Source organism: Coleofasciculus sp. A1-SPW-01, from assembly GCF_040217205.1.
In the GTDB taxonomy this organism is placed as follows: Bacteria; Cyanobacteriota; Cyanobacteriia; order Cyanobacteriales; family Coleofasciculaceae; genus Coleofasciculus; species Coleofasciculus chthonoplastes_A.
Window position 1 is genome coordinate 21,291 of record NZ_JAVJNP010000024.1, and the last position, 17,815, is coordinate 39,105.

Sequence of the window (17,815 nt, forward strand, 5' to 3'; positions counted from 1 at the left end):
CGTTGGTAGGGGCTGGTTTCAACTTATGTTACAGCCCTCACCCCCAGCCCCTCTTCCAACCCCCCTCGTTCCCCCCTGCGAGGAGGGATGACTAAGGATGCTTCGCTTTTTTTGCACGGGAGAGGGGAGCAAAAGGGAAGCTGTGTAGCAATAGGCAATAGGCAATAGGGTTAATATTCGTCTGTAGGGGCGGGTTTCACTATTATCCTTTTTGGCGCACCTAGATTGGATTAAACCCGCCCCCGCCCCACCCTCCATTTAATTTGTTATCAGAATCACCGATGAAAGTTTTAGTATTAAACGCGGGTTCTAGTACCCAAAAAAGTTGTTTGTATGAGATTGGCGAATCTTTACCCAATTCTCCGCCAGAACCAATATGGGAAGCCAAGATTGAGTGGACTGGACAATCAGATACAGAATGTTTAAAGGTTAAAACGTCTCAAGGACGATCTATAGAGGAACGCCTACCCACCGATGATCGAATGAAGGCGATCGCTCAAATGCTGAATACTCTTTGGCGCGGTCAAACTCAAGTCATTTCCAAACTGAGTGACATTGATGTAGTCGGACATCGGGTGGTTCATGGCGGCGATAAATACCATCAACCAACTTTGATTAATGCTGAAGTGAAAAAGGCGATCGCGTCTCTGTCTCCCCTAGCACCATCCCACAATCCAGTCAATCTAGAAGGAATTGAGGCGATTGAGAATATTTTGCCTGATCTACCCCAATTCGCGGTATTTGATACCTCATTTCATTCCCAAATGCCTTTACCTGCTGCGATTTATCCAGGTCCCAAAGATTGGCTCGATCAAGGAATACGTCGTTATGGTTTTCATGGGATCAGTCATCACTATTGCCTGGAACGAGTTGCTCAGTTGTTGGAAAAAGAGGCTAAATCGTTACGAGTGATTACTTGTCATTTAGGCAATGGGTGTTCCTTAGCCGCCATCCGGGATGGTATCAGTATTAATACAACTATGGGTTATACACCTTTAGAAGGATTAATGATGGGTTCGCGTTCCGGTTCCATTGACCCTTCGATTTTGATTCAACTAATGCGACAAGGGTATGATGCGGATCAATTAGAGCATTTATTGAACAAAGAATCGGGATTAAAAGGGTTATCTGGCGTGAGTAGTGATATGCGCCAAATCAATGACGCGATCGCGGCGGGTAATGAACAGGCTAAACTCGCTTTGGACGTTTATATCCACCGTTTACGTTGCTATTTAGGAGCAATGCTAACCTCCTTGGGCGGATTAGATGTATTAGTCTTTGCAGGCGGGGTTGGCGAACATCAAGCCTCTGTGCGATTAGCTGCATCTGACGCCTTAGCATTTTTGGGACTTAAAATCGACTCAGACAAGAATGAAACCAATCCCGTAGATGCAGATATTTCCACAGAGGATTCAAGCGTGCGCGTGTTTGTGATTCATACCCAAGAAGATTGGGCGATCGCCCAGCTTGTAGTAAGGGCTTTAGCCCTAGATTCCCTTTAACATACGTCAACCCAACCCACAGCTTGTATTCGTCTCCTGTAGGGGCGCAAGGCTTGCCATTGGTGTCAACTTAAGCTCAACCCCTCACCCCTGACGAACCTCCCATTTCATAACTTCAACTCCTAATGTAAAGTTTTGTATCAATCTGGAATAGTCTCCCCTTAATCCTCGTTTCTAGTAATAACCGAGGGACAACCCGGTTAATCACTAAGTACAACGCGGCGGAAATCAATTGATCAGTCAAGCATTACTGACAGAGCAGTTTGAATTTCTCGGAAGCGGTACTCAATTCTGATGTTCTATTAAAGGAGTTTCAAGCTAATGGCTGTATCCACAGTTGTTTCTACATTCGAGCTTTTGGTTAAACCCCTAGTGCAGCCGGCTGCTGACATATTAGGGGCGGGTCGGACTATTATCCAGGGTTACTTTTTGACAATCTCTAATCTCAATAGCAGTAATCCTGTCCGACTGCGAGTCAATTTCACCGCTCAGTCTCCCAACCTAAACAGCCAACCGCTACTAGCATTTTTTGATGTCGGGGGTTCAAATCTTCCATTAATTCCAGGGTTTTCAAATGCAACGAACCAAACCTATTTTATATCAATTCCTCCACGCGACACAGGGTTATTTCTTTTACAACCCAATGTCACAGACCGAAATGTTGTTGCCGCCGCAGATACTGAAATACGTGGATTTGTAACGCTTTCCTTAGCTAATTTATTTGGTTCTAACTCCTTTGACTTGTTGCTGACTCCTCAGCAACGGGGAACATTCTTGCCGCAAAACTTTCCCGCAGACAACGTAGACTTTGACCAACTTGCTTATGCGCTGCCCACGGCTACAGGCGGTTCTAAAGTTACGCTCACTCAGTTTCAATTCCCAATTTTTCCGATACGGCAACTTTCGCCAGAAATCCTTGATCTTGACCCTGGCTTAGCCGAAATTATCCGAGAAAATCCTGATCGGCTTACTCTTAACCCCCCGAATCTGGGCAATGGAGTAATTTCCGAAACAACCGATAGCTTGCAACAGGTTTTAAGCACAATGGTGGAACGGATTAGTGACTTAGAAACTCAGGCTACAAACCGTTAATTTATCACAAATTAACCTGGCATTTAGTCTATGTCAACCTAGCTCTTGAACCAAAAGATAGTAGAGATGTAGCAGGCTACGTCTCTACTATCATACTCAAAAATTATTTCTCCCTCTCAAGCGTCGATTTAGCCACAGCGGTTAGCCATAGAGACGTGGCGGTTTTCTTTGTCTTTATCCCAAAGCAACATTAATTAATCATGAACGAGACATTTAAGTTTCAGCCCCTTTCCTTTAGCTGGGTGGCTATTCATCCAAATCCAAAAGGTGTTATTCAATTTATCGGCGGTGCTTTCTTTGGCAGTTTCCCGACGGTTTTTTATCGCTATTTATTAAAAGCGTTATTTGACGAAGGTTATACCATCATTGCTCTCCCCTTTCGGTTTACGTTTCGCCATTGGTCTGTTTCAATTAGTTTGTTACAAGAACAGAAAGTTCTGTCCCAGGAAATTTCTCAAATTGCTAAGAGACTCAACTACCCAACTGAAGTTTATCAAAATCTAGACAATTATTTTTGGATAGGTCACAGTTTAGGATGCAAGTATATCGCCCTTTTAGAGCTTTTAAGTGGCGACAGATGGCGAGATATTTTAAGGCAGTGTAATTCAAACGCGGACAGCCAGATTCGCCAAATTGAACAGGGTTTTATGGATAGTCCTGACTTACAACAGTCTATCAAAAATCAACCCTCTTTACTCCTCGCACCTGATATTAGTGATACGCAAAGTGCCATTCCTCAACCTTTGGCGTTCATCGCCAGTTTCCTTGATTCAATAAACCTGGGTGTAATTCCCATCAGGAAACAAACGTTATGCTACATTAGCAAAAGCCCACTGTTTAACTTAACAGGCATTATTTCGTTTGACAGGGATACAATTGCTGGAAGTGAGCAGGACAGATTTAAAGATGAGGAACAGAGAAGAAATAGTGATGTGCTGTGGCTGATCGAGTATTTGAAGCAGGGTAAGTTTTCCTTACTGCATCAGGAACTATCCGGTAAGCATTTAGCACCGCTGGGGATTCAATTTGGTAATTATGTTATTGGAGTAAATCCACTCAGTCAATTTATTCAAAGAATTCAAAATAGATCGCTGGAAAGAGTAGTTATCCAGTTTTTGGATAAACTCAGTATGCGGGTAAAACAACTGGATTAATGATCCGATTTTAGGTAGGGAGGCAATAAAACGTTGTACCCTACTTAGCTAATTCATGAAAATAGACTATTGTGTTATTGTCTATGGTCAATTAACGTTAAAATTATTAGACTTGATCCAGCGCTGACTTTAAAAAATAACTAAAAACCAAAATAATCTAGCCTACTGTTGGAACATAATTATAGTCATCTTTAGATGACTTGCGCTATAAGCCAAGAACTTTAGTTCTTGGCGATTGATGCTAGAATAGCTAGAATTTAAGGACAGTCGAGGCGGGTTTTACCAATAACATTGCTTCAGAAAACCCTTAACTTCACTCAACACGGCGTATCGATATGACAACCCAACTGAAAGCCCAAGCACTATCGCTGCTGCGCCAAGCTCTTAACAACCCAACCGCTCAATTTCGGGATGGACAATGGGAAGCCATCGCTAGCATAATTTTAGCGCGATCGCGGCTTCTGGTTGTACAACGCACAGGCTGGGGGAAAAGCATTGTCTACTTTCTCGCTACTCGCTTGCTGCGGAATAGTGGTGCAGGTTCCACTCTCCTCATTTCACCCCTCCTGGCTTTGATGCGAAATCAAATTGTCGCTGCTAAACGGATTAATATTAACGCCGCCACGATTAACTCCAGTAATCCCGAAGAGTGGGAACAGATTAACGCTCAATTACAAGCAGGAATCATTGATATTCTGCTCATTTCTCCCGAACGACTCGCCAATGAAGACTTTCGCCAAAAAATTCTGTTACCCACCTCCCAACGAATTGGTTTATTTGTTGTCGATGAAGCCCATTGTATCTCCGACTGGGGACATGATTTTCGCCCCGACTATCGGCGCATTGTCCGTGTTTTGCAAGCGCTTCCTCAAACCATTCCCGCCCTCGCTACAACCGCCACGGCAAATAACCGCGTTGTTAACGATATTATTACGCAACTGGGTGCCAATTTGCGGGTATCCAGAGGTACTCTCACCCGAAAAAGCTTACAATTACAAACCATTAAATTACCGAGTCCCGCCGCCCGCATGGCGTGGTTAGCTGAACAGCTGCCAAATTTACCCGGAAGTGGGATTATTTACGCATTAACTATCAAAGATACGGAACGAGTTGCCCATTGGTTAAATCAGCAAGGGATTCATGCTCAAGCCTACCATGCGGCTCTAACCCATGAACAGCGTTTAACCTTAGAAGACCAACTAATTAACAATCAAATTAAAGCTTTAGTCGCGACAACGGCTTTAGGAATGGGATTTGATAAGCCGGATTTAGGATTTGTTATCCACTACCAGCGTCCGGGTTCTGTTGTTCATTATTACCAACAAGTCGGACGAGCGGGGAGAGCGGTAGAGCAAGCTTATGGGATTCTGCTCAGTGGGGATGAAGATCAGGAAATAACTGATTATTTTATTCAAACTGCCTTTCCACCAGAGGCTCATGTTCAGGATGTTTTAAATGCGTTAGAACAAGCCGAAGATGGATTGTCGGTTCCCCAAATCGAGCAGCATCTCAATCTCTCGAATGGGCAAATTAAGAAGGTATTGAAACTGTTATCCCTAGAGTCTCCTGCACCTATAACTAAGCAAGGCTCTAAATGGTATGCGACGCCCGTATTTTATCAACCGGATACAGAGAAAATTGAACGGTTAACCCAAATTCGTCGCCAAGAACAAACTCGCATGTTTGACTATATGAACAGTCGAGAATGCTTGATGACATTTCTCGCCAGAGAATTAGATGATCCGCAGCCAACGCCTTGCGGAAAATGTGCGGTATGCTTGGGTAGACCGTTATTACCCGAAACCTATTCACTAAACCGAGTAAATCAAGCGATTCAGTATCTCCGTCGCAGTGACCAAATTATCGAACCTCGTAAACAATGGGCATCTAAAGCGCTCCCTAGTTATGGGTTTTCTGGGAAAATTCGTGACAATTTACGCGCTGAACCCGGACGAGCATTATCACTTTGGGGTGATGCGGGTTGGGGAGAATTAGTTAAACAAGGGAAATACGATAATCATGATTTGGATGACGCCTTGGTGCAGGGTGCATTTGAGATGATTCAACGTTGGCACCCCCAGCCTTTTCCCACTTGGGTAACTTGTGTTCCTTCCTTACATCATCCCCAACTTGTCCCCAATTTTGCCCAACGACTTGCCCATCAATTACAATTACCCTTTCAGCCAATTGTGCAGAAAGTTCGCCATACTCAGCACCAAAAACAGATGGGGAATAGTTACCAACAAGCCCATAATCTCGATGGTGTGTTTGACGTGAATTCTTGGCAAGGGATGAAGGGGGCAGTATTCTTAATTGATGATATGGTAGACTCACGTTGGACATTCACTGTCATTGCTGCACTGTTACGTCGGGCTGGAAGTGGTCCAGTTTTTCCGTTAGCATTGGCACTTAATTCGTTAGCGTAAGCCAATTAGAAGATTATGGATTACCATCTGCTGTCACCCAATACTCAAGCCATTTTATTATTGTGTGCCAGCTTTGGACAAAATCGTCAAACTGAGCCTAAACCCTTAACCCTGAGCGAGTATAATACGGTTGCAATTTGGTTGGTAGAAAATGACATAATTCCGGAGAATTTGCTTGATCAAACCCTGAAAAATCGCTTATCTCAAATTACCATTGGTAAGCTGGATTCTCATCGTTTAATCACGTTACTTGAGCGCGGTGTTATGCTCAGTTTGGCGGTGGAAAAGTGGACGAATCAGGGGTTATGGATAGTGGGACGAGGTGACGCAGATTATCCTCAATGTTTGAAGCAGAGATTGAAACATAATGCACCCGCGATTCTCTATGGAATTGGTAAGAGAGAATTGCTTTCTCAAGCTGGGTTGGCTATCGTTGGTTCTCGTGAAGTTGATCAAGAAGGACTTAATTATACCGAAAGAGTTGTCCAGATATGCGCTGAACAAGGAATCAATGTGATTTCTGGTGGGGCGCGTGGAGTAGATCAAGCTTCAATGTTAGGTATATTAGCAGCAGGTGGGAATGCTGTGGGTGTACTTGCTGATAGTTTAACGAAGGCGGCTGTGGCGAGTAAGTATCGTGCTGGAATTAAAGAAGGTAGACTGACATTAGTGTCTGCGTATGACCCCGATGCTAGTTTCAGCGCGGGTAATGCTATGGGGCGAAACAAGTATATTTATGCGTTAGCGGATTATGCGTTAGTGATTAGTTCTGCTGTTGGTAAAGGTGGAACCTGGGCGGGGGCGACTGAAGTGTTGAGAAAGGTACAAGATGTCCCGGTTTTTGTGCGGATGCAGGGAACTGTACCTGAAGGAAATCAGAAATTGCTGGAAAAGGGAGGAATCGTTTTTCCAGAAATCCCTTGGAATAAGCCATTGCGTACACTTTTAGATGCAGCTATAGCTGAGGTTGAAGAAAGCAAAGTTGATGGGGAAGTAATAGAGTCTGAGAAATCCTCAGCCGGAGATGATTTAGGCGGGGATAAAACGATTTATATTAATTTACCCGCTAAAGATATTTATGAAGCGGTTTTACCTTTTATCCTCAACCAGTTAGAGCAACCTCAAGATGCGAAATCTCTGGCTGAATCGTTGCAGGTACGAAAAGGACAGATGGAGGATTGGTTAAAACGAGCGGTGCAAGAGGGGAAAGTGATTAAGCAGAAGAATCCGGTGATGTATGTAGTGAATAAAGAATTTAATTTATTGTCTTTGCTGGAAAAGGAGGATTCTGGATAAGGCGAATGTGAGACGCCCGCCCGGAGCCCGGAGTTCAAACTCCGGGCTAATAGCTTAAGTCCATTAAAATGGACTAGAACTCTTATCCAGTCGTCTTTATCCGAATTTCGCGTTTGTCTTTGGGGTTTTAACCCAAGGCTGTTTAATGGGAGTGGTGTAAGATTTAAGTATAAGGGCGGGTTTTGTTGTTCCGTTATCGGTGACAAGTAGTTTTAGTGGCTAAACCCGCCCCTACAATTGACTGATTACGTCTTGTAGCTGTTAACTGTGATTCCTAGATTGACGCTATAGGGTGGCTAGGCAAGTGACTGAGATTTTGTAGAGGGCTAATGGCTGAGTTTATTTGAATTGGCAAAGGTTTTCAAGTAAAATATTTTATATAAATTATTCATTTCGGGCTATTTATGCATATTGATGAATTACGTATTCAAAACTTTAGATGTTTTCAAGAGATACATTTTAAGTTTCCACCTGATAATACAGCTATACTTATTGGAGTAAATGGTTCAGGCAAGTCAGCTATATTGGATTGCATCGCTGCTCTTTTGATTCAACTAGAAATACGAATACTTAAAATTGAACTCACTGATCTTTTTGAATCTGATACTGTTTCCAAAAAAATCAATGAAACTTTCAAAATAGATGATATTAAGCTGGAAGCCAAAGAATCTTATGCATCCGTTACAATCTCATTAGAGTCTAGCAATAAAATATGTTGGAAAATCCAAAAAAATATCAATAAACAAGAAGTTTCAGGCAACTATGATCAAGTCAATCATTATATTGAATATTTGCGCCAACAATTACAACAAGAAAATCAATCTATAAATTTACCTTTACTAATATATTACAGAACTCGTCGAATGGTTTTAGGCACTCAAACCATTGACTTAGATGATTTAGATATCACAATCATTCAATGCAGAATTAATCAATTGAATGCTTACAGGGGAGCATTTAATCCCGAAATAAATAACTTTCAAGATTTTTTAATATGGTTTAGACAAGAAGAGGATTACGAGAATGAAATTCGCTTGCGCCAAGATAATGCATATAGAAATCCCAACTTAGAGGTCATCAGAAAGGCAATAGAAGTATTTTTAGCAGAGTTTCCCGATAGCGATTTTCATAACCTGCGGGTAGTTAGATCAAAATCCCAAAGAAATCTTGATTTTACTCGCAACCCTGCCCCCCCTTCCTTAACAATCACCAAAAATAATCAAGACTTCAAGTTAGAGCAACTCTCAGATGGACAAAAGATGCTGTTAATGTTGGTGACTGACTTGGCGAGGCGATTGGCAATTGCTAATCCTGGTTTGGGAGTTAATGCGTTAGAAGGCGAAGGTATTGTTTTAATTGACGAAATTGATTTACATTTGCATCCCCAATGGCAAAGAATAGTGATTCCCAGCCTGACCCGTACTTTTCCGAATTGTCAGTTTATTGTGACAACTCATTCGCCTCAAGTTCTGAGTAACGTCAAACGAGAAAATGTATTTATTTTAGAAGACTTTCAACTTGTTGAAGTAACGCCTCATACCTATGGTAGAGATAGCAATTCAATTTTATATGAATTGATGGGGGTGAAAGAACGCCCCAATCAAGTGCAGGAAAAAATCAATGCTTGTTTTGCTTTGATCGATGAAGAGAAAATAGAGGATGCTAAAATAAAACTGCAAGAACTCGCTGAGTTACTGGGTGAAAATGACCCGGAAGTTATTCGGGGTCAAACACTGATTAGTTTTTTAACCGAATAACGTGAAGCATATTGTCAAAGGCAACGAACCCCGCTCATTAGTAGAACACCGTTCACAGCCTTACGCTGATTATGATAACTATCCACAAAAAGATGATTTACGCCAATTGTTGTTGATTGAGCAAGGATATATTTGTTGTTACTGTATGCAACGCATAGCCCGCGATACTATGAAGATTGAGCATTGGCAACCCCAGAGTATTTATCCCAATTTACAATTAGATTACAGAAATTTACTTGGTGCTTGTCACGGTAATCAAGGTCAACCTCAACGTTTACAACACTGTGATACGAGAAAGGGTGAAACAGAAATTACGATTAATCCGGCTGACGCGAGTAAGAACTGTGAGAACTTCATCAAATACAGCAGTAGTGGTCAAATCTACTCTGATGATGAAACGATTAATAACGAATTAAACGAGGTTTTGAATCTCAATTTAGAAACCTTGACTAGAAATCGCAAAGCGGCTATGGATGCTGTGATTGAGGGCTTGCGTAAAAAATATCCATCTAAGTCTTGGACGGTTGGTATTTTAAGTAAGGAAATTGCTAAATTTGACAATGTGACTCAAACAGCTAAATATCGACCTTATTGTAAATTTGTTGTTTGTCTCTTAAATAAAAAATTATCCGTGGCGAAGAATCAAGCCAAAAGCCAAGGGTAAAATAATATAGCAGTTTGCTCTGCTATGCGGTACATTGTCGATCCCCCTAAATCCCCGTGCAATAAAAGCGAAGCATCCTCTGCTTTCAAGAGAGTCAAGTAGGTTGGGAAAATGCACAATACGACTGGGAAGCATGTATTGAACATCGGGAGATCCCCCCTAGCACCCCTTAAAAAGGGGGGAACAGGAATCCGCCTCAATTGGATAGTCGATGAAATAAGCTCAATCGTCGGATATCCGTACTTAATGTCGTAGTATTCCTACAATTTGTCGAAGTAACACGCCAAAACTAGGGGTAAACCACACCGGAAACTTACGGATAAATTTGCCAAGATTAAATTGGGAGTAGAACAAGCTTTTTAGCAGAAGTCTCGAAACCGAGTTAATCAAAGCGATGAGGAATAACTATGTCTGAATCTACTAAAGAACGCATCACCACTGATTTTCAGAAAGCTAAGTCCCTAGAAAGGGAACGTGCAGAACGAATTCAAGAAATTGTTCAAGAGGCTTTCTCGAAAAGTTTTGCGGAAGTGAAAGACGGAACGGGTGAAATTCGCGGGATTATTCAAGAAAATTTATCGGAGATTTTGGCAAGGGCAGATAAACTAGAGAACGAAAACGGGGAAGCCACGCCAAAAACCCCTGGGCTTCGTTCTAAATCTATGGTTATCGCCGTCTCCAAAGTGCTTAAAAGTCGCCTGTTTCCCTATTTGCGCCAAGCTTATACGGATTTGCGGCATCACTATGCTACGATGAATAGCCACGAGGTCAACCCTGATAGTAAGGGGACTGAAATTGAGCGCAGTCGTTATGAGCGGTTGAAGCAGCGCCTAGAAAATTTTGCCGCTTGGTACAATCAGTTAAAAGCACAATCTCAAACGGTAGAACCTACTGTTGTAGAACACAAGCAAGCTGAGGTTGAGAATAAGATGGGTGAAGCGGGTGCAACCGTTGCTCAACGGGAACAACAGGTTAAGCAAGAGTTTAAGCAATGGCTGCAAAGTTTGTAGTAAGGGCTTTAGCCTGTAAAATAGCTCACAAGCCCTGAGGAAAAACTGGGCAGCTAAAGCCCTGAACTAAAGTTCGGGCTAAAAGCTAAAACCCGTTAAAACGGGTTGTAATACTTACTTAGTCAGCTCGATTCTTACTTGAGCTTGGGTTCCGGAAATTTATTTCCTGACGTCTAAGCTAAAGCCCTGAACTAAAGTACTCGAAGAGAAGCCGCTCCGCGTCTACGGGCTAAAAGCTAAAACCCGTTTTAACGGGTTGTAATACTTACTCAGTCAGCTCGATTCTTACTTGAGCTTGAGTTCCGGAAATTTATTTCCTGACGTCTAAGAGCTAAAGCTTACTTAGTCAGCTCGATTCTTACTTGAGCTTGGGTTCCGGAAATTGATTTCCTGGCGTCTAAGTTGCTAACATTCTGCTTAAGGAGCGTGACATTCGATTTAAGCTAAATGACATCAGTAAGTATAACGTTGTGAGTATATCAAATCAATCTTGGTTGACTCTTCTGCAAGATTATCGTACTATTGCCGTGATTCGGGCGTCTGACCAATCTGTAGGACGTCAAATGGCGCAGGCGGTAGCCGCCGGGGGAATAAAGTTAATTGAGATTACCTGGAATACAGACGCGGCTGCTGATTTAATTCGTCATCTGCGTCAAGCGTTACCAGACTGTACGATTGGTACAGGAACATTACTAAACTTGGAACAGGTAAAACAGGCTATTGAGGCGGGGGCTGAGTTTCTGTTTACCCCTCATACCAATATCACTCTAATTAATACGGCTGTTAATGCGGGAGTTCCTATTATTCCTGGCGCACTTTCTCCCAGTGAAATTGTGACGGCTTGGGATGCGGGGGCAAGTTGCGTTAAGGTGTTTCCGATTCAGGCAGTAGGCGGTGTCAGTTATATTAAAGCCTTACAAGGACCTTTGGGTCATATTCCCCTGATTCCTACAGGCGGCGTCACCTTCGCCAATGCTAAAGACTTTATCACAGCCGGTGCGATCGCGGTCGGATTGGCGGGAGACTTGTTCCCCACATCTCTCATCGCGTCTGGGGATTGGCACGGAATTACCCAACGGGCGAAAAAACTTCGATCCCAATTCAGCGGTGATCCATAAAATAGAAATAAGAGGATCATTGTGTCATCTCCCCAGTTTCCATGAAAAGCATCAAATTTGCCCCTTGGGGACGCCGTTTTGCAACTTTCCTAGTCGGCGTCGCCTTAGCTACAACTATGTTTGGGTTTGAGACACCTGTCGCCCATCCCACACCCCACACTGAACAGATTGCCAGCAAAATGGCGGCGCTGCAAAATACGAATCAGCGCTGGATTGAAATTAATCTCAGCAATCAACGGTTAATTGCTTGGGAAGGAGGGGAACAAGTCTATGCGGTGATTGTCTCCACCGGGAAACAGGCTACACCTACCCGTACAGGTGTCTTTAACATTCAAACCAAGCTGCGGCGCGATCGCATGCGGGGTCCGGGTTATGATATCTCTAATGTGCCGTATACCATGTATTACCAAGGTGGCTATGCGATTCATGGAGCTTATTGGCACAATAACTTTGGCACTCGGATGAGTCATGGTTGTGTGAATGTAGCAGTTGATCACGCCGAGTGGTTATATAATTGGGCATCTGTGGGAACGCCAGTGGTGATTCATCAGTGATAAGCGGTTCGGCATTTAAACCTTAATGTCAATAATGGCTTGTATGTAGTGCGAGCATCTTGCTCGCTACTATAGCGCTTCGCGCTGGTCTAGTTACACTTTGTTTGTACGAACATCTCATCTGGACTCAGTTTCAGGTACGGGAGTTGTAAATACACGCCTAGCGATTTGCTACTAAGCATCTTGCTCGCTACTAAGCATCTTGCTCGCTACTAACACCCAATTTAAATGCATGACAGCTTATCATGTCTAGTTGAATACTTATCCTATTGGTGAAGACAAGGCAGAAGGCAAGAAATAATAATAGTGAAACCCCTCAGATAATCAGGGCGGGTTTTGAATAAAGATTATCATCAATAGCGAAACGTAATTTCCTAAACCCGCCCCTACAAATTCACGCGCCATGTTCTTGAAGGAAGTGAAGAATCGCAACTTCCCTCATCAACAATCAACACGTTATTTTCGATTTCCGCCCTCACCTCAGCACTCACTTGACCCTCACTATTGAGACAATCAACAAGAAACTGATTTGCCTGATAATATTGCTGTAATCGTTGCCATTGGTCTTGACTAAACTGCCAATCTTGCCCAATAGCGCGATACTCAATAATAATAGCACGAAACTGTTGCAGCCAAGCTTCACCGTTAACTTGCCACCAAGCTTGTAACCCTTCTTTTCCTTGGGCGGGATCAGGAAGTTGAGCTTTAATTTGCTGGAGAGACTGCTGAAATGCTTTGTCCAACTGAAAGGTTCGCTCAAAATCTAAGGCAAATTCTAGGTTAAGAATCTGTTTAACAGTAGGCTTCTTGATTAGTATCTCAGTTAAATCAAATGCCCGTGCTAGGGTTAAATCTAAGGCTAAATCGTTGGGTAATTCCTGGGCTAGCTTGGCATCAAGAGACACCGCTAAGTTTAAATCCCGATCCTGAAATAATGTCCAGTAAAAGGCTCGTAATGCAGCAGGGTGGCAATCCAGTTTTAGCTGATTGACTTTCTGATCAATGGTGTCAATAAAAGCCTTCATTTGCCGATCGTCCTTAACTAACTTATCAATTTCCTCCTTGATTAGCTGGAGTAATAGATCCGCCGTAGGTAACAGACTCACAGTGAGCAAAAAGACTTCCTTCCATTGGGAATCAGTGATATGAGTCGCTAACTGTTGCAGTGCCTCTGTGCTTTGAGTTGCGACAATTTTTCGGGCGGTTAGATATTCCTGAAACGTGAGATGAGAAAAGGAATAAATATCTCGCGCCCGTTCCACGAGTAATCCATGCTGTAACTCAATGGCTTTGAGAACGCCTTCACTGGTTAACCACAGGGTTTCTAAATCCTGACTCCCATTGGGTAAATTATGGAGATAGTCAGAAATAATCGGCAGAACTTCACTTTTTTCAAAAAAGTAGTTCCCCTGTGCAAACATCGTCGCTGCGATTTGACTCAGGAGTTTTATCTTATCAGGAAGCTGTAAGTTGCGATAGGTTTGATCCCGTTGAATTCCTCTGGCTTTATCCCAGCGCACTAACAAAATATCTAATCCCGCCTGATAGAGTTTGGCGCGTTTGCTGGGAAAGGTTGCCCGTTCCTGAAATACGGAACAGACTAAACTAAGTAAAATTGGGGTGACGACGAGTTCTCGAATCGGTTGGTTTTCCGGACGGTGTAATTGTTCCAGAAATTGAGTGGCTTTGGCTAATCCGACGCGCTGATAATTTTTGTTGGTGGCGGTAAACCATTTTTTGGCAAAGGTTTCAATTTGATGGGTGTCAAAATCGGCTAACTCGACATAAGTAAAGCCGCGAAAGTGGTATTGTTGGGCGGCGATGCGACTGGTAATAATAATCTGATTTTGGTAATACTCATCTGCAAAGAGTTGTATCTGTTGCAGCAATTCTGGGGTATCGGCTTTGGATACTTCATCTAAACCGTCGAGTAATAGTAGGACTTTTCCGTGTTGAAGTAAGAGTTCTATCTGTTCTGGAGAAATGCCAAAAGTTTTCCACTTCGTACTCAGATAATTGAGGAAACTGAAATTACCAGTAGTTCGGGCTTGTTTGGTAAATTGTCTCAGGGAGATAAAGACGGGAATACAGTCTGGTTTAAAATGACCTGCATTGCATTGAAGGGCAAGATATTGTAAGAACGTGGTTTTGCCTGCACCCGGTTTACCGAGAAGGGTGAGTTTAGAATGCATCATCACCGCCTCCATTCCCGGAATGGCGGGTTGATTCAGTTGAGTTAAGCGAACGCGATCGCCTGTTTTGGGCTGAGAACCCTGTAAGTCAGACACCTCAAGCCATCGCTGATGGGTGAGGTGGGGTAAGATTTTGACGTGGGTATAGAGGTGATCCAGGAGTAGAGGCTGGGTGACATCAAAGGAGGATTGCAGGATACCCGCTTGAACCTGGATGTGATCCTGAAGTTGCGATCGCATTAGTTGCACCCAAGCGTCAATTTGGCTGGGTGTATTGCTTTCTGGGGTTGGGGTTGAGAGTACAGAGGTTGGCGGAAAATCGGCTATATCTTGCCAATCCAGATCTAATTGAAAACAGATATCAATAAAATAGGCTCGATCAATCGGTTTCCCGCGAAAAAACTTCCAAACCGAGTGGCGGGTTTCTAAACCCACCTGGGCGGCGAGGTATTCTTGAGTCCATCCCTTGCGTTCAAAGGCTTGTTTTGCCTGAGTGATACCGATAGTGGATGCTTTTAGCGATCGCTTAGCCATTGCTGCTGTTACCTACTACTGACAACTGGGGGCTTTTTTCTCAGTATTCCCGTTCCCGTTGTCTGTGTATCGCCTCAGCCAGCCCTCACCCCCAACCCCTCTGCCAATTTTGTAGCAATATTACAACATCAATACACAGAATAAAAAAACTTTTATCTCAAAAAAAGAGACCAGTGGGAAATACTTTGATCAAAAAAACGTAGGGTGGTTTAGGCGGAGTTTTAACTGAAGCGATAACTATTCAATGAGTTATCCGCCGTAACCCACCCCTATTAATGCTGAGAATGTATTATTGAATCTAGGTAGGGTTTATATCAGTTGAGAATTGGACATAAACGTCGCATTTATTTAAATAATATATGCCGTTCGTAGGGGCGCAAAGACTTGCGCCCTTTATAAAATTTAAGCCCCGCCTAACCCACCCGACGTGACTATGTGACAAAGACCTAATTTTCAGCCTCTCGCCGCCAAAAATTAACCCGCAAACCATCGCGGGGATGGGGTGTCGGTACTGCAACCATGTCCAGATTCTGTTCCGGAAGCAGTTCCCACTGATAATCGCGCACTAACAATGCGGTAAATAACTTCATCTCCAATTTGGCAAACTCTCGTCCCAAACATTCGCGCACCCCACCGCCAAAGGGAACATAACTAAAGGGTTTGGATTTATCCTCCACCCGTTCTGGATTAAACCGTTCTGGGTCAAATTGTTCTGGTTGCGTATAAATATCACTATCGTGATGAGTTCTGCTAATTTGATATTGAACTGACCATCCTTTTGGTAATTGATAACCATTTAACTCGCACGATTGAATCACTTCCCGAAACCCACCACCAACAGGGGGAATCAGACGCATGACTTCCTTGAGGACTTGTTCAAGATACGTCATCTGCTTTAAATCCTCCATCGTCCATGGACTTTGCAGATTCAGTTGCTGTTGTTCGGCGCGGATGGCGGCTAAAATATCGGGATGCTGGGCTAAGAGAAGACAAGTAGATGCCAGTGCCGATGTTAACGTTTCATGACCCGCAAAGAGCAACAGTAAAATTTGGTCTTTGAGTTCCTCTAAACTCAGACGATTACCCTGTTCATCCCGTGCTTGCAACAGCAGTCCCAATGCATCTTGACCAGGGTCGCTGGATTGTTGGCGTTGGCGTATAATCTGCTCAATCTGGTTCAGTAGTTGCTTGCGGCAATGCAACGCACGACCAAATTTCGTCCACGGTAAGGGTAAGGCAATACTAAACAATCCCTGACACCACTCTTCAAACCATTTGCCCATCAGCGTTTCTGAGGCGGAATCTACGCCAACCAGCAATTTGCAGGCGATGTCAAAGGTGAGATTTCTCAGTTCTGGATACCATGTAAATGTACCCAGACGCTCCCATTTGTGTAGATAACCTTGGGCAATCTCTGCCATATCGGTCAAATACCCTGCTAATGCCCTAGGTTGAAAGGCTTGGGAGAGGATTTTGCGTCGTTGAAGATGGTTCAAACCGCCCTGTACCGCTAGAGACGCAGGTCCCAAGAGTATTTTTGTGCTGGGGGGGAAGGTGCTGGTAAAGTACTGGTTCTCATGAGTGAGGACGAAGCGGTTCGCCTCGGAACCACTAATCATCACCGTGGGACGTCCAAATAACTTTGTCTTGAATATTGACCCGTACTTTTGATGACGCTTCTGGGCAAAGTCGGGATCACGGAAAAACTGGATGGTTTCCCCAATCAACGGTAAACCGAAATCACCGGGAGGTAAGGGTCGGGATTTTAGTTCGTCAGTGGTCGTCATCGCCTATCAATATTAAAAGAATAATTTCATTGTGTTAAGTTTATTTTAAATTTGCAACGTTTACGTCTGGAGATAAAGGAACCCCGTCGCATCGGTAGGGGCACTGCACTGCCGTGTCCCTACTGTTTCCCTATCGACAAACCGATACGGCAAGTGCTATTAAGGACATGCAGCCGCCTTGTCGGATACTTGGTTCATGGTTAACAGTTTTGGCAGGTTGAAAAAAGCTAGTCTGACGTTTGAACAACTAGAACGTTGTTTATTAAGAAAGTCTAAAAATCAGGAGGCTTAAGTCTAGCGCAATCTTAAAAAAATCATGGATTTATTGGTTTACAAATCTCCCATTCGAGATAGTATAGTAGGTGTGACGGGAGGAAAAAGTATTTCTTAGATTCTTAGGACTCCCCTAGACATGAATCCTTGATCTATACTGCATTGGGAGGAACGGTCTGCTTGTTGATCATTTGGTTAATCATCCTAGGGAATTAGGAGGATCAGATGTTAGTATTCCCATTAGGAGATTTTTTGCTTTCCCCGCCCACTTTATACTGGGAGTCGATACTATTGGCAGCGATGAAACGGTAATCAGAACAGACGATAGGTTAGGACAAAGGACAGGAAAATATGCCTTGGACTTCGCTTAAGACCACAGATTATAAACAACCGGAGATAGGATTTATCTCGGTGACGACTTAAAGAGAAAATCAGTCGCTTTAGCCGGGAAACCTG

Annotated in this window: 12 protein-coding genes; 10 read left to right on the forward strand and 2 right to left on the reverse strand. The window is 43.3% G+C overall.

Features of this window, described 5'->3' with window-relative positions:
- The first annotated feature begins 281 nt into the window (after window positions 1–281).
- The 10 genes from RH949_RS04625 to RH949_RS04670 all read left to right on the forward strand — a co-directional run bounded on the left by RH949_RS04625 (window position 282) and on the right by RH949_RS04670 (window position 12,573).
- Window positions 282–1,502, forward strand: a complete 1,221-nt coding sequence (locus tag RH949_RS04625; protein ID WP_446352073.1) for an acetate/propionate family kinase — start codon at window positions 282–284, stop codon at window positions 1,500–1,502.
- A 321-nt stretch (window positions 1,503–1,823) separates the two neighbouring features.
- The gene (locus RH949_RS04630) at window positions 1,824–2,594 is read left to right on the forward strand and encodes a hypothetical protein (RefSeq protein WP_446352074.1); all 771 of its coding nucleotides are present in this window, start codon (window positions 1,824–1,826) and stop codon (window positions 2,592–2,594) included.
- A gap of 200 nt (window positions 2,595–2,794) precedes the next feature.
- Window positions 2,795–3,748 (forward strand): DUF1350 family protein, encoded by a 954-nt coding sequence (locus RH949_RS04635; RefSeq protein ID WP_446352075.1) that lies wholly within the window; start codon window positions 2,795–2,797, stop codon window positions 3,746–3,748.
- 335 nt (window positions 3,749–4,083) lie between these two features.
- Window positions 4,084–6,174 carry a RecQ family ATP-dependent DNA helicase gene (locus tag RH949_RS04640; RefSeq protein WP_446352076.1) on the forward strand — a complete coding sequence of 697 codons (2,091 nt, stop codon included), beginning with the start codon at window positions 4,084–4,086 and terminating at the stop codon, window positions 6,172–6,174.
- 15 nt (window positions 6,175–6,189) lie between these two features.
- Entirely contained in the window at window positions 6,190–7,470 is a 1,281-nt protein-coding gene (locus RH949_RS04645; RefSeq protein ID WP_446352077.1) for a DNA-processing protein DprA, read from the forward strand.
- Between the two features lie 404 nt (window positions 7,471–7,874).
- Window positions 7,875–9,227: an AAA family ATPase gene (locus RH949_RS04650; RefSeq protein WP_044207666.1), complete on the forward strand. Its 1,353-nt coding sequence runs from the start codon at window positions 7,875–7,877 to the stop codon at window positions 9,225–9,227.
- Between the two features lies 1 nt (window position 9,228).
- Window positions 9,229–9,891, forward strand: a complete 663-nt coding sequence (locus tag RH949_RS04655) for a retron system putative HNH endonuclease (RefSeq protein ID WP_446352078.1) — start codon at window positions 9,229–9,231, stop codon at window positions 9,889–9,891.
- 407 nt (window positions 9,892–10,298) lie between these two features.
- Window positions 10,299–10,901, forward strand: a complete 603-nt coding sequence (locus RH949_RS04660; RefSeq protein WP_446352079.1) for a hypothetical protein — start codon at window positions 10,299–10,301, stop codon at window positions 10,899–10,901.
- A 476-nt stretch (window positions 10,902–11,377) separates the two neighbouring features.
- Window positions 11,378–12,019, forward strand: coding sequence for a bifunctional 4-hydroxy-2-oxoglutarate aldolase/2-dehydro-3-deoxy-phosphogluconate aldolase (locus RH949_RS04665; protein ID WP_044207780.1), 642 nt, complete (start codon window positions 11,378–11,380; stop codon window positions 12,017–12,019).
- A 41-nt stretch (window positions 12,020–12,060) separates the two neighbouring features.
- On the forward strand, window positions 12,061–12,573 hold the full coding sequence (locus RH949_RS04670) for a L,D-transpeptidase (protein WP_446352080.1): 513 nt from the start codon (window positions 12,061–12,063) through the stop codon (window positions 12,571–12,573).
- Window positions 12,574–12,959: 386 nt separating this feature from the next.
- Here RH949_RS04670 and RH949_RS04675 read toward each other — a convergent pair whose 3' ends face one another.
- Both RH949_RS04675 and RH949_RS04680 read right to left on the reverse strand, forming a co-directional pair.
- Window positions 12,960–15,299, reverse strand: coding sequence for an NACHT domain-containing protein (locus tag RH949_RS04675; protein ID WP_006101629.1), 2,340 nt, complete (start codon window positions 15,297–15,299; stop codon window positions 12,960–12,962).
- 446 nt (window positions 15,300–15,745) lie between these two features.
- Window positions 15,746–17,086, reverse strand: a complete 1,341-nt coding sequence (locus RH949_RS04680) for a cytochrome P450 (protein WP_446352081.1) — start codon at window positions 17,084–17,086, stop codon at window positions 15,746–15,748.
- Window positions 17,087–17,815 lie beyond the last annotated feature (729 nt).

Excerpts from the sequence above, each read along its gene's own strand:
- RH949_RS04625 (WP_446352073.1), top strand. The coding sequence starts at position 282 with ATGAAAGTTTTAGTATTAAACGCGGGTTCTAGTACCCAAAAAAGTTGT.
- RH949_RS04630 (WP_446352074.1), top strand. The coding sequence starts at position 1,824 with ATGGCTGTATCCACAGTTGTTTCTACATTCGAGCTTTTGGTTAAACCC.
- RH949_RS04635 (WP_446352075.1), top strand. The coding sequence starts at position 2,795 with ATGAACGAGACATTTAAGTTTCAGCCCCTTTCCTTTAGCTGGGTGGCT.
- RH949_RS04640 (WP_446352076.1), top strand. The coding sequence starts at position 4,084 with ATGACAACCCAACTGAAAGCCCAAGCACTATCGCTGCTGCGCCAAGCT.
- RH949_RS04645 (WP_446352077.1), top strand. The coding sequence starts at position 6,190 with ATGGATTACCATCTGCTGTCACCCAATACTCAAGCCATTTTATTATTG.
- RH949_RS04650 (WP_044207666.1), top strand. The coding sequence starts at position 7,875 with ATGCATATTGATGAATTACGTATTCAAAACTTTAGATGTTTTCAAGAG.
- RH949_RS04660 (WP_446352079.1), top strand. The coding sequence starts at position 10,299 with ATGTCTGAATCTACTAAAGAACGCATCACCACTGATTTTCAGAAAGCT.
- RH949_RS04670 (WP_446352080.1), top strand. The coding sequence starts at position 12,061 with ATGAAAAGCATCAAATTTGCCCCTTGGGGACGCCGTTTTGCAACTTTC.
- RH949_RS04675 (WP_006101629.1), bottom strand. The coding sequence starts at position 15,299 with ATGGCTAAGCGATCGCTAAAAGCATCCACTATCGGTATCACTCAGGCA.
- RH949_RS04680 (WP_446352081.1), bottom strand. The coding sequence starts at position 17,086 with ATGACGACCACTGACGAACTAAAATCCCGACCCTTACCTCCCGGTGAT.